General features: G+C 70.2%; 11 protein-coding genes. 2 read left to right on the top strand and 9 right to left on the bottom strand.

Annotated elements, in window-relative coordinates; all coding sequences use genetic code 11:
* Positions 1-5 precede the first annotated feature (5 nt).
* The 6 genes from ACIGA3_RS20185 to ACIGA3_RS20160 form a co-directional block, all read right to left on the bottom strand.
* Positions 6-449, bottom strand: a complete 444-nt coding sequence (locus tag ACIGA3_RS20185) for a DUF948 domain-containing protein (RefSeq protein WP_399717306.1) — start codon at positions 447-449, stop codon at positions 6-8.
* Between the two features lie 186 nt (positions 450-635).
* Positions 636-1,250, bottom strand: coding sequence for a 30S ribosomal protein S4 (gene rpsD, locus ACIGA3_RS20180; protein ID WP_399717303.1), 615 nt, complete (start codon positions 1,248-1,250; stop codon positions 636-638).
* A 342-nt stretch (positions 1,251-1,592) separates the two neighbouring features.
* Complete coding sequence (locus ACIGA3_RS20175; protein WP_399717300.1) at positions 1,593-2,948, bottom strand: replication-associated recombination protein A; 1,356 nt, start codon at positions 2,946-2,948, stop codon at positions 1,593-1,595.
* Positions 2,949-3,011: 63 nt separating this feature from the next.
* Positions 3,012-3,668, bottom strand: coding sequence for a vitamin K epoxide reductase family protein (locus ACIGA3_RS20170; RefSeq protein WP_399717299.1), 657 nt, complete (start codon positions 3,666-3,668; stop codon positions 3,012-3,014).
* A 227-nt stretch (positions 3,669-3,895) separates the two neighbouring features.
* A complete protein-coding gene (hisS, locus tag ACIGA3_RS20165) occupies positions 3,896-5,155 on the bottom strand; it encodes a histidine--tRNA ligase (protein WP_399717297.1) in 1,260 nt (419 codons plus the stop codon).
* A 14-nt stretch (positions 5,156-5,169) separates the two neighbouring features.
* Complete coding sequence (locus ACIGA3_RS20160) at positions 5,170-5,877, bottom strand: MBL fold metallo-hydrolase (protein ID WP_399717294.1); 708 nt, start codon at positions 5,875-5,877, stop codon at positions 5,170-5,172.
* A gap of 180 nt (positions 5,878-6,057) precedes the next feature.
* On the opposite strand from ACIGA3_RS20160, the gene ACIGA3_RS20155 reads away from it, so the two are divergent.
* Both ACIGA3_RS20155 and ACIGA3_RS20150 read left to right on the top strand, forming a co-directional pair.
* Entirely contained in the window at positions 6,058-6,882 is an 825-nt protein-coding gene (locus tag ACIGA3_RS20155; RefSeq protein ID WP_399717291.1) for a peptidylprolyl isomerase, read from the top strand.
* A gap of 168 nt (positions 6,883-7,050) precedes the next feature.
* Positions 7,051-8,280: a DUF349 domain-containing protein gene (locus tag ACIGA3_RS20150; RefSeq protein ID WP_399717289.1), complete on the top strand. Its 1,230-nt coding sequence runs from the start codon at positions 7,051-7,053 to the stop codon at positions 8,278-8,280.
* 67 nt (positions 8,281-8,347) lie between these two features.
* Here ACIGA3_RS20150 and ACIGA3_RS20145 read toward each other — a convergent pair whose 3' ends face one another.
* The 3 genes from ACIGA3_RS20145 to secF all read right to left on the bottom strand — a co-directional run bounded on the left by ACIGA3_RS20145 (position 8,348) and on the right by secF (position 12,739).
* Complete coding sequence (locus ACIGA3_RS20145) at positions 8,348-10,861, bottom strand: RelA/SpoT family protein (protein WP_399717287.1); 2,514 nt, start codon at positions 10,859-10,861, stop codon at positions 8,348-8,350.
* Between the two features lie 232 nt (positions 10,862-11,093).
* Positions 11,094-11,633 (bottom strand): adenine phosphoribosyltransferase, encoded by a 540-nt coding sequence (locus ACIGA3_RS20140; RefSeq protein ID WP_399717285.1) that lies wholly within the window; start codon positions 11,631-11,633, stop codon positions 11,094-11,096.
* On the bottom strand, positions 11,630-12,739 hold the full coding sequence (gene secF, locus ACIGA3_RS20135) for a protein translocase subunit SecF (RefSeq protein ID WP_399717282.1): 1,110 nt from the start codon (positions 12,737-12,739) through the stop codon (positions 11,630-11,632). The genes ACIGA3_RS20140 and secF overlap by 4 nt, the downstream gene beginning before the upstream one ends.

Raw genomic sequence — 12,739 nt, 5'->3', positions numbered from 1 at the left:
GGTTCTCAGTCCTTCTTTCGCTTGCCCCGCCGTGCGGCCGGGACCGTCCGGCCCACGATCACCGTACGTCGCGGCGTCTTCGCGGGCGTGGCCTCGTCGCGGCCGCCGAGCGCGCGGCGGACGCCGTAGCCGAAGGCGGCCACCTTGACCAGGGGGCCGCCGAAGGTGGAGGCGACGGTGGAGGAGAGCGCGGATGCGTTCGACGTCACCTCCTGCACGTCGGAGGCGATCGCGTCGACCCGCTCGATCTGGGTCTGCGCCGAGCGCACCGCCGTGGACGCGTCGGCCAGCAGCGGGACGGCCTGGTCGGTCACATCCGCCACCAGCTTGGTGGTCGCCTTGAGCGTCTGGGCCAGCCTCGCCAGCGCTACGGCGAGGAAGGAGACCAGGATCGCCCAGAAGACGGCCACCAGGATCCCGGCAACCTCTCCACCGGACACTGTGCGCACCAGCTCCCTGAAACGTGCTTGAGCATCGATAAATTCGTGCACCGAGCCTATCGCGCCATGGGCGGGGCTCCGTACCGGATTACCGGGCCCCGGCGGGGGCGCGGGTTCCGGGAACGCGCGAGCCCGCCGTCCCGTCCGCCGGAGGGCGGGGGGACGGCGGGCTGTGGTGCTGCGCCGGGGCTGGGATCAGCGGGCGTAGTACTCGACGACGAGCTGCTCGTCGCAGATCACCGGGATCTCCTTGCGGTTCGGCTCACGGTCCAGGCGGAACGCCAGGGCCTTGAGGTTCACCTGCAGGTAGCGCGGGGTCTCGCCGTCGGCGGCGAAGCCACCCTCGCGGGCGACCTGGAAGAGCGTCTTGTCCTTGGAGCGGTCGCGGACCTGCACGACGTCGTCCGGACGGACACGGAAGGAGGGCTTGTCCACCTTCTGGCCGTTGACCTGGATGTGGCCGTGGACGACCATCTGGCGGGCCTGGTAGATCGTGCGGGCGATGCCCGAACGCAGGACCAGCGCGTCGAGGCGGCGCTCGAGCTCGATGATCAGGGCCTCACCGGTCTTGCCCTGAACCTTGGAGGCACGGTCGTAGGCGCGGACGAGCTGGCGCTCGGACACGTCGTACTGCGCGCGCAGACGCTGCTTCTCGAGCAGACGGACCTTGTAGTCCGAGTTCTGCTTGCGGCCGCGGCCGTGCTCGCCCGGCGGGTAGGGGCGGGCCTCGAAGTACTTGACGGCCTTCGGGGTCAGCGCGATGCCGAGGGCACGCGACTTCTTGACCTTGGGGCGGGACTGGTTCGCCATGAACCAAACACCTCGTTTTATCTGTGCGAATACGGCTTCACCAGGGTTAGGGGAGGTCGCATCCGCAGCCGGGGAGACCCTGCCTGTCCTCATCGGACGGGCCGGGCAGCCGTTCCCCGAACTGGGCACATACGTGCAGCACGCGAGTGGCCCACCGGCCCGTTCCGGCTGCTGCCGGAGGGTGGTGGGCTGCCCGCGACACCTTCGACGGTGCGCGACGCTCCTGGAGAACCCCGCCCGAGGGCCGGACTCTCCGGCTGGATGTCCCGCTCTGGTGAGCCGTTCCCCCGAGACGAGGGCCCGGACACGGGACTCAGCACTTCGAGGCAGTCTACAGGGCGCTCAGGACCGCTTTCGACCGAGGTGCTTCCTGGTCCATTCGACCGCGTCCGCGTACCGCGCCTCGGCGCCGTGCCGGGTGGGGGTGTAGTACTCGCGGTCCTTGAGGGCGTCCGGGGCGTACTGCTGGGCGGCGATGCCGTCGGGCTGGTTGTGCGGGTAGACGTAGCCCTGGGCGTGGCCGAGCTTCTTGGCGCTCTTGTAGTGGCCGTCCCGCAGGTGCGGGGGCACCGGTCCCGCGTGGCCCTTGCGCACGTCGGCCATGGCCTCGCGGATCGCGATGGTCGCGGAGTTGGACTTGGGGGCGAGCGCGAGCGCGATGGTGGCGTGGCTGAGGGTGAGCGACGCCTCGGGGAAGCCGATCATGGCGACGGCCTGGGCGGCGGCGACGGCTATCGGCAGGGCGCCCGGGTCGGCGACGCCGATGTCCTCGCTGGCGGAGATCATCAGGCGCCGGGCGATGAAGCGCGGGTCCTCGCCGGCCTCGATCATCCGGGCCAGGTAGTGCAGGGCCGCGTCCACGTCGGAGCCCCGGATGGACTTGATCAGGGCGCTGGCCACGTCATAGTGCTGGTCGCCGTCGCGGTCGTACTTCACGGCGGCGCGGTCGACGGTCTCCTCCAGCGTCTGCAGGCCGACCTCCCTCTCGCCCTTGTCGAGGGCGGCGCCGGCGGCGGCCTCCAGGACGGTGAGGGCGCGCCGGGCGTCGCCGCCGGCGACCCGGAGGATGTGCTCCTCGGCCTCCTCGGGGAGGGTGAGCGCGCCGCCGAGGCCCCGCTCGTCGGTGAGGCTGCGGCGCACCAGCTCGCGCACGTCGTCGTCGGTGAGCGGTTCGAGGGTGAGGAGCAGGGAGCGGGAGAGCAGCGGGGAGATGATCGAGAAGTAAGGGTTCTCGGTGGTGGCCGCGATCAGGGTGACCCAGCGGTTCTCCACGGCCGGGAGCAGGGAGTCCTGCTGGGCCTTGCTGAAGCGGTGGATCTCGTCGAGGAAGAGGACGGTCTCCTTGCCGAAGCCGCCGGTGGCACGGCGGGCGCCGTCGATGACCGCGCGGACCTCCTTGACGCCGGCGCTGATGGCGCTCAGCTCCACGAAGCGCTGGTCGGTGGCCCTGGACACCACATGGGCGAGGGTGGTCTTGCCGGTGCCGGGCGGGCCCCACAGGATCACCGAGGAGGGTCCGGCCGGGCCGCCGCCGCCCTCGCCGACCAGTCTGCGCAGCGGTGAGCCGGGCTTGAGCAGATGGCGCTGGCCCACCACCTCGTCCAGAGTGCGCGGGCGCATGCGCGCCGCCAGGGGACTGCCCGCGGGGTCCTTCTCCTGGCGTTCTTCGGCTGCGGCGGTGAACAGGTCGGCTTCCACGCTGAAAACCCTAAATCACGCCACTGACAACGGCCCCGCCGGTCGCCGGCTCGGCCAGCCCGGTCAGCTCGTCCAGAAGCTCCACCAGCGGGTCAGGATCAGCATGCCGATGATCCCGATGTGCAGCACGGGCAGGACCCAGGTGAACTCGCCGAAGAAGGACCTCAGCGGGCGTGGGGCGGGCAGGAAGCCCTGACGCACGTTGAACGAGGTCACGTACCAGAACATGATGATCGTGGCGACCCAGGCCAGCGAACACCACAGGCACAGGGCGTTGATCCGGTACAGGGACTGGAACTGGAGCCAGGTGCAGAAGGCGACCCCGAAGAGCGTGCCGGCGTTGAAGGTCAGCCAGTACCAGCGGGGGAAGCGGGCGCGGGCGAGCAGGCTCACACCGACGCAGATCACGATGCCGTAGGCGACCAGGCCCAGCATGGGGTTGGGGAAGCCGAAGGCGGCGGCCTGCTTGCTCTCCATGACGCTGCCGCAGGAGACGACCGGGTTGAGGCTGCAGCCGGGGACGAAGGTCTTGCCCTCGACCTTGGCTTCCAGCAGCTTGAACTTGTCGATCGTGATGACCCAGGCGGCGAGCAGTCCGGCCGCGCCGGTGATCAGCAGCATCAGGGCGAAGGCGCGGCTGCCGCCCTCGACGCGGGCCGTGCCGCGAGCACGTTCGGGCCCGGACTCCGTGGAGACGTCGTTGACTGTCGTCTTGCTCATCACGCCGATTCCGTCACTCGCTAGATCGGACCTGCTTCGGGCATCGGTCATTGTGCCGCACAGGCGCCCCCGCGCACCGTTCGCTGTGCATAAGTTCGAAGCGGGCGGGGCACGCTGCCTCTATTTTCGGCCGGTTCGGCCCGGACGGCAGCACAGGCGATCGAACGGTGACGGGCCGGACGGCTGTCCGCCGCCCGGCCCGTCGACCGCTCGCTGCCCCGGAGGGGTCAGAGCCGGGACTCCAGCTCCGCGACGACCTCGTTGATGCCGACCGCGGTCTGCTCGCCGGACTCCATGTCCTTGACCTGGACGAGGCCCTCGGCGAGGTCGCGCTCGCCGAGCACCAGCGTGTAGCGGGCGCCGGAGCGGTTGGCGGCCTTCATCGCGGCCTTCAGGCCCTTGCCGCCGTAGGAGAAGTCGGCCGCGATGCCGACCTTGCGCAATTCGGTGACCTTGGCGAACAGCACCCGGCGGGCCTCATCGCCGAGCGGGACGGCGAAGACGCTGGTGGCGGACGGCAGGTCCAGCTCCACACCCTCGGCCTCCAGGGCGAGGACGGTGCGGTCGACGCCGAGCGCCCAGCCGACGGAGGGCAGCGCGGGGCCGCCGATCATCTCGGAGAGGCCGTCGTAGCGTCCGCCGCCGCCGACGGCGGACTGGGAGCCGAGGCCGTCGTGGACGAACTCGAAGGTGGTGCGGGTGTAGTAGTCCAGGCCGCGGACCAGCCGGGCGTCGTCCTCGAAGGCGACGCCGGCCGCGGTGATCAGCTCGCGGACCTCCTCGTGGTACGCCTTGCAGGCGTCGCACAGGTAGTCGCGCAGCAGGGGGGCGCCGGTGAGCTGCTTCTGCACCGACTCGCGCTTGTCGTCCAGGACGCGCAGCGGGTTGATCTCGGCGCGGCGCAGGGTGTCCTCGTCGAGGTCGAGTCCGCGCAGGAAGTCCTGGAGCGCGGCCCGGTACACCGGACGGCACTCCTTGTCGCCCAGGCTGTTGAGCAGGATGCGGAACTCGCGCAGGCCCAGCGAGCGGTACGCCTGGTCGGCCAGGATGATCAGCTCGGCGTCGAGCGCGGGGTCCTCGGCACCGATCGCCTCGGCGCCGACCTGGGAGAAGTGGCGGTAACGGCCCTTCTGCGGGCGCTCGTAGCGGTAGTAGGAGCCGGAGTACCAGAGCTTGACCGGGAGGTTGCCCGCCTTGTGGAGGTTGGCCTCCAGGGCGGCGCGGAGCACGGAGGCGGTGCCTTCGGGGCGCAGGGCGAGCCGGTCGCCGCCCTTGGTCTCGAAGGCGTACATCTCCTTGGTGACGATGTCGGTGGACTCGCCGACCCCGCGCGCGAACAGCTCGACGTTCTCGAAGCCGGGGGTCTCGATGTAGCCGTACCCGGAGTCGCGCAGGGGGGCGGCGATGGCCTCGCGCACGGCGAGGTACTTGGCGGACTGCGGCGGGATCAGGTCGTACGTGCCCTTGGGGGCCTTGAAGGTGCTCAACGGAAGCTCTCTCGTCACATTCCTCGTCGGGGAGCCGGGCCGGCTCCCTGGCCGGCGGCCACCTGCCGCAGATAGGGGTTGGTGGCGCGTTCCTGGCCGATGGTGGTCTGGGGGCCGTGGCCGGACAGCACCACGGTGGAGTCGTCGAGCGGCAGGCACACGCGCGCCAGCGACCCGAGCATGTCCTGTGCCGATCCGCCCGGCAGGTCGGTGCGTCCCACGGAGCCGGCGAACAGCAGATCCCCGGAGAAGAAGACCGACGGGATGTCGGCGCTCTCGGGCATCCGGAAGGTCACCGACCCCTTGGTATGGCCCGGCGCGTGCGCGACGGAGAAGTCCATCCCGGCGAGCTGGAGTTTCGCCCCGTCGGTCAGCTCCCGGACGTCGTCCGGCTCCCCCACGGTCAGCTCGCCCATGAGCGGCATGCCGATGGACCGCCCGAGCGCCTTCTCGGGGTCGCTCAGCATGTAGCGGTCGTCGGGGTGGATCCAGGCGGGCACGTCATGCGCGCCGCAGACCGGGACGACGGAGGCGACATGGTCGATGTGGCCGTGGGTGAGGACGACGGCGGCGGGCTTGAGGCGATGCTTCTTCAGCGCTTCCTCGACGCCGGGGGCGGCCTGATGGCCGGGGTCGATGATCACGCACTCCTCACCGGCGGCGGGGGCGACGAGATAACAGTTCGTCCCCCAGGCCCCGGCGGGGAACCCGGCAATGAGCACGATCGTCCTTCGTTGTGTCGGTACGGGAGGGCTCGCGCGCGGGCGGCCCGTGGTCCCAGAGCCTACCGGCGCTGCCGTTTCCTCAGCGAACCCATATACGGTACGGGGCTACACGCGCCTGTCGGATCACAGGACGCACGCGTACCGGTCGGCATACGACACGCATGAGGAGAGAACCCGGTGGTCAGCCAGGAGCAGCGACGGCGTCAGCTCGCACGGGAGAAGTTCTTGCGGCAGCAGCAGCGGCGCACGGACTCGCGACGCAAGGCGCGCATGCGCAACTCGGTGATCGCGTCGGTGCTCGGCGTGATCGTGATCGGCAGCGTGGCGCTGTACACGACGGGCGTGATGAAGGGCGACGACGACAAGAAGGTGGACGCGGCCGCCGCGTCGCCGAGCGCGAACGCGAGCCCGAGCAAGGCGCCGGACCCGTGTGCGAAGCCGGCCAAGGGCTCGGTGAAGAAGCAGTCCTGGAAGAAGGAGCCGGCGATGTCGATCGACACGTCGGCCGACTACACCATGAAGCTGGCCACCACCTGCGGTGACATCGGTGTGGACCTGAAGGCTTCGGCGGCCCCGCACACGGTGAACTCCTTCTCCTACCTCGCGGACAAGGGCTTCTTCGACCACACCAAGTGCCACCGGCTGACCACGAACGGGATCTACGTCCTGCAGTGCGGCGACCCGACGGGCACCGGCACCGGCGGGCCGGGCTACACGATCCCGGACGAGAATCTGAAGGACAAGAGCCTCAAGAAGAACACGTACCCGGCGGGCACGGTGGCGATGGCCAACACCGGGCAGCCGCACACCGGCGGCAGCCAGTTCTTCCTGGTCTTCAAGGACAGCCCGCTGCCGCCGTCGTACACCCCCTTCGGCACGATCGACAAGGCCGGGCTGAAGGTGCTCGACAAGATCGCCAAGGCGGGCGAGAACACCGGCCAGGGCGACGGCGCCCCGAACGCGACGGTCGTGATCGACAAGGCGACGGTCACGAAGTCCTGACGCCGCCGCGGCGTTCCGGTCCGCGCTCGCGGGCCGGTCGCCTGCGGAATTCGCTGCCGCCGGATGCGGACAGGCAACCTGCTGGTCGCCTATGTTGGCGATGACGAAACTGTGGACGATGCCAGGGGGCCGGGAGGCACCTCGCAGGCATCATGTGGAGGAGGCGCTGTGAGCAGCGACCCGTGGGGCCGCGTCGACGAGACGGGGACCGTGTACGTGCGTACGGCCGAGGGCGAGCAGGTCGTCGGATCGTGGGCGGCCGGCTCCCCCGAGGAGGCGCTTGCCTACTTCGAGCGCAAGTACGAGGGCCTGGTTGTCGAGATCGGCCTCCTCGAGAAGCGTGTGCAGACCACCGATCTGTCCGCCAAGGACGCCCAGACCGCGATCGGTCACATCCGCGAGCAGGTGGACGCGCACCACGCGGTGGGCGACCTGGAGGCGCTGCGGACCCGCCTGGACAAGCTCGTCCAGCAGGTCGAGTCACGCCGCGAGGAGCGCAAGGCGCAGCGGGCCAAGCAGTCCGACGAGGCCCGCAAGGCCAAGGAGGAGCTGGTCGCGGAGGCGGAGCAGCTGGCGGCGTCCGACCAGTGGCGGGTGGCCGGTGAGCGGCTGCGGGCCCTGGTGGACATCTGGAAGGGGCTGCCCCGGCTGGACCGCAAGTCCGACGACGAGCTGTGGCACCGTTTCTCGCACGCCCGGTCGGCGTTCTCCAAGCGCCGCAAGGCGCACTTCGCGCAGCTGGACTCGCAGCGCGAGGACGCCCGGCGCGTCAAGGAGCGGCTGGTAGCGGAGGCGGAGGCGCTGTCCGGTTCGACGGACTGGGGCACCACGGCGGCCCGGTACCGCGAGCTGATGGCGGACTGGAAGGCCGCGGGCCGCGCCCAGCGCGAGAACGAGGACGACCTGTGGAACCGCTTCCGGGGCGCGCAGGACGTGTTCTTCGCCGCGCGCAGCTCGGTGTTCGCCGAGCGGGACGCGGAGCAGGGGGAGAACCTGAAGCTGAAGGAGGCGCTGGCCGATGAGGCCGAGCAGATCCTTCCGGTCGGGGACCTGAAGTCCGCGCGTGCCGCCTTCCGTTCGGTCAACGAGCGGTGGGAGGCCATCGGTCATGTGCCGAGGGACGCACGTGGCAAGGTCGAGGGCCGGATGCACGCGGTCGAGCGGGCGATCCAGGAGGCCGAGGAGACCGAGTGGCGCCGGACCAACCCGGAGGCGCGTGCGCGTGCCGCGGGTCTGACCGGTCAGCTCCAGGCCGCCGTGGACAAGCTCCGCGGCCAGGCCGAGCAGGCGCGCGCCCAGGGCAACAACTCCCGCGCCGACAAGCTGGAGCGTGAGCTGGAGGGCCGCCAGGCGCTGCTGGACCAGGCTCTGAAGGGCCTCCAGGAGTTCGGGGGCTGACTTATCCCCCACCGCATACGCCGAGGGCTCCGTACGCAGCGTACGGAGCCCTCGGCGTATGCGGTCGCTAGGTGCGGTTGCGGGCCGAGGTGACGCGGTAGACGTCGTAGACGCCCTCCACGCCTCGGACGGCCTTCAGGACGTGGCCGAGGTGCTTGGGGTCGCCCATCTCGAAGGTGAAGCGGGAGGTGGCGACCCGGTCGCGGGAGGTCTGCACGGCCGCGGACAGGATGTTGACGTGCTGGTCGGACAGGACGCGGGTGACGTCCGAGAGCAGCCGGGAGCGGTCCAGCGCCTCGACCTGGATGGCTACCAGGAAGACCGAGGACTGGGTGGGCGCCCACTCGACGTCGAGGATGCGCTCGGGCTCCCGCGACAGGGACTCCACGTTGACGCAGTCGCTGCGGTGCACCGAGACGCCGCTACCCCGCGTGACGAAGCCGATGATCGGGTCGCCGGGTACCGGGGTGCAGCAGCGGGCCAGCTTCACCCACACGTCGTCGACGCCCTTGACGACGACGCCGGGGTCGGAGCTGGAGCGGCGCTTGCGGCTGCGGCGGGTCGGCGGGACCGGCTCCTCGATCTCCTCGGTGGCCGCCTCCTCGCCGCCGAGCGCCTGGACCAGCTTCTGCACGATGTTCTGCGCGGAGACATGGCCCTCGCCGATCGCCGCGTACAGCGCGGAGATGTCGGAGTAGCGCATCTCGTGGGCGAGCGTGACCAGGGAGTCGCCGGTCAGGATGCGCTGGATGGGCAGGTTCTGCTTGCGCATCGCGCGGACGATCGCGTCCTTGCCCTGCTCGATCGCCTCGTCCCGGCGCTCCTTGGAGAACCAGGCGCGGATCTTGTTGCGGGCGCGCGGTGACTTGACGAAGCCCAGCCAGTCGCGGGACGGTCCGGCGCCGGGCGCCTTGGAGGTGAAGACCTCCACCAGGTCGCCGTTGTCCAGGGTGGATTCGAGCGGTACGAGGCGCCCGTTGACCCGCGCTCCTATGGTGCGGTGGCCGACCTCGGTGTGCACCGCGTAGGCGAAGTCGACCGGGGTGGCCCCGGCCGGGAGCGCTATCACGTCGCCCTTGGGCGTGAAGACGAAGACCTCGTTGCGGGACAGGTCGAAGCGCAGGGACTCCAGGAACTCGCCGGGGTCCTCGGTCTCCTTCTGCCAGTCGAGCAACTGGCGCAGCCACGCCATGTCGTTGAGGTGGTCGTCCTTGCCCTTGCCGGAGGTCTTCGGCGCGTCGGTGCGCACCTTGGAGGCGCCGGCGACGGCCTCCTGCTTGTACTTCCAGTGCGCGGCGATGCCGTACTCGGCGCGGCGGTGCATGTCGAAGGTGCGGATCTGGAGCTCGACCGGCTTGCCGTTGGGTCCGATGACCGTCGTGTGCAGCGACTGGTACATGTTGAACTTCGGCATGGCGATGTAGTCCTTGAACCGGCCGGGGACCGGGTTCCATCGCGCGTGGATCGTGCCGAGCGCCGCGTAGCAGTCCCGGACGGTCTCCACCAGGACGCGGATGCCGACCAGGTCGTAGATCTCCGCGAAGTCACGGCCGCGGACGATCATCTTCTGGTAGACGCTGTAGTAGTGCTTGGGGCGGCCGGTGACGGTCGCCTTGATGCGGGCGGCGCGCAGGTCGGCCTGCACCTCGTCGGTGACTATGGCCAGGTACTCGTCGCGCTTGGGGGCGCGCTCGGCCACGAGCCGCACGATCTCGTCGTACATCTTGGGGTAGAGGATGGCGAAGGCCAGGTCCTCCAGCTCCCACTTGATGGTGTTCATGCCCAGCCGGTGGGCGAGCGGCGCGTAGATCTCCAGGGTCTCGCGCGCCTTCTTCTCCTGCTTCTCGCGCTTGAGGTAGCGCATGGTGCGCATGTTGTGCAGGCGATCGGCGAGCTTGATGACCAGGACGCGGGGGTCCTTGGCCATGGCGACGACCATCTTGCGCACGGTCTCGGCCTGCGCGGCCTCGCCGAACTTGACCTTGTCCAGCTTGGTGACGCCGTCCACGAGCAGCGCGACCACGTCACCGAAGTCCCGGCGCAGGTCGTCCAGGCCGTACTCGGTGTCCTCGACGGTGTCGTGCAGCAGCCCGGCCATCAGCGTGGCCGGGTCCATGCCCAGTTCGGCCAGGATGGTGGTGACGGCGAGCGGGTGTGTGATGTACGGGTCGCCGCTCTTGCGCTTCTGGCCGCGGTGCCAGCGCTCGGCGACCTGGTAGGCGCGCTCGATCTGGCGGAGCGTCGCGTTCTCGATCTTGGGGTCGTTGCTGCGCACTATCCGCAGCAGCGGTTCCAGCACCGGGTTGTACGGGTTGGCGCGCTGCACGCCGAGGCGGGCCAGGCGGGCGCGGACGCGGTTGGAGGAGCCGGAGCGGGGCGTGGCCTGACCGGCCGCCGGGCGCACGGGGGCCGGCTTGGGGCGCACGGTGTCGGCGCTCTTCTCCACCGGCGCGGACTGGGCGTGCTCGACCGATCCGCGCGCGTCGTTCTTCGCGTCGGACGCGTTCGGCGCGGGCTTCACCGCGGGGGCCGAAGCGGGCTCCGGCTTGGCGGCGGTCAGTGGCTGGGCCTCGTCTGGCAAGAGGACTCCTAGTGCGCGGTCCGGGTCCCCCGGTCAGGCTCCGGAAACCCCATGGTAGCGATCCCGCGCCTCACCATCTCCTTCAGCCTGACGGGAGAGCGGTCCACCAGTGGAACACGTGGGGCGGCTGGGGGATTCCGCGGGCCCGGCCCCGGGACGCGGAGCGGCCGCGAGCGCGGGCCGGGGAAGGCTTGGCCCGCGCTCGCGGCCGCTCACGGTCCGCTCGGATCGGTCAGACCTGGAGCAGCGCCTCCAGGGGCGCGCCGTTCAGGGCGGGCTCCAGGCGGGCGCGGCCTTCGAGGAAGCCCAGCTCCATGAGGACGGCGACGCCGGAGACCCGCGCGCCGGCGCGCTCGATCAGCTTGATCGCGGCCTCGGCGGTGCCGCCGGTGGCGAGCACGTCGTCGACGATGAAGACGCGGTCACCGTCGGACAGGTCCTCGGCGTGCACCTCGATCTCGGCCGAGCCGTACTCCAGGTCGTACGCCTGGCGCAGCGTCGCTCCGGGGAGCTTGCCGGCCTTGCGGACGGGGATGAAGCCGAGGCCCGCGCGGACGGCGACCGGCGCGCCCAGGATGAAGCCCCGTGCCTCCAGGCCGACGATCTTGGTCGCCCCGGTGTTCGTGGCGAGCTCGGCCAGCGTGTCGGTGAGGGCCGTGAACGCGGCGGGGTCGGCCAGGAGCGGGGTGATGTCCTTGAACATCACGCCCGGCTCCGGGTAGTCGGCCACGTCGCGGATACGGCTGAGCAGCAGCTCCTGGATGGAGGTCATCGGCGCTTTCCAGAGGGTCGGCCGCGGCCCCGGTTGCGGGGCGCGGACTGGTCGCGCGGGCCCACCACGGCGGGCGACGCGTCGTCGGACGGTTCTCCGGCGGCGGACCGGGACTCCCCCTGCGCCTCTCCGGCCGCGGCCTGGGCACGCTTGGCCAGGACCCGCTTCCTGAGGGCCTTCATCGCGGGCTCGCGCTCCTTGAGGTCGGCGACGAGCGGCGTGGCGATGAAGATCGAGGAGTACGCGCCGGCCGCGAGGCCGACGAACAGCGACAGGGAGATGTCGTTGAGGGTGCCCGCTCCGAGGAAACCGCCGCCGATGAACAGCAGGCCCGCCACCGGGAGCAGTGCGACCACCGTGGTGTTGATGGAGCGCACCAGGGTGCTGTTGATCGAGTGGTTGGCGATGTCGCTGTAGGTGAAGCGGGTCTGCTTGGTGATGTCCTTGGTCTGCTCCTTGAGGCTGTCGAAGACGACGACCGTGTCGTAGAGCGAGTAACCGAGGATGGTCAGCAGACCGATCACCGTGCCGGGCGTGACCTCGAAGCCGACGAGGGCGTAGATGCCGACGGTGATGGTGATGTCGTGGATCAGCGCGACGAGGGCCGCGATGGCCATGCGCCACTCGAAGGCGATCGCCAGGTAGATCACCACGAGCACCATGAAGATCGCCAGGCCCTGCCACGCCTTGTTGGCGATCTGCTCGCCCCAGCTCGGGCCGACCAGGTCGGCGTTCAGGCGCTCGGAGTCGATCTTGAGGTCCTTGGCGAGAGTCTCCTTGATCTCGTCGGACTTGCCCGTGTCGATGCCGGCGATCTGGATGCGCAGGCTGCCGTTGCCGAGCTTCTGCACGACCGCTTCGTGGCCGGAGGCGTCGCGGGCGTACTCCTCGACCTGGGCGACCGAGGCGCTCATCTTGGTCGGCGTGGTGAAGACGGCACCGCCCTGGAAGTCGATGCCCATGTTCAGCCCGCGCACCGCCAGGCCGAGGATGGCCGTGATGGTGATCAGGATGGAGACGCCGTACCAGATCTTGCGCTTGCCGATGAAGTCGTAGCTGACCTCACCGCGGTGCAGCCGCGCGCCGAGGTTACCGAGTTTCGACAT

It is taken from the genome of Streptomyces sp. NPDC085596 (assembly GCF_044541565.1).
Taxonomy (GTDB): Bacteria; Actinomycetota; Actinomycetes; order Streptomycetales; family Streptomycetaceae; genus Streptomyces.
The sequence above is the reverse complement of the archived record's forward strand: the minus strand, read 5'-3'. Positions and strand labels throughout refer to the sequence as shown.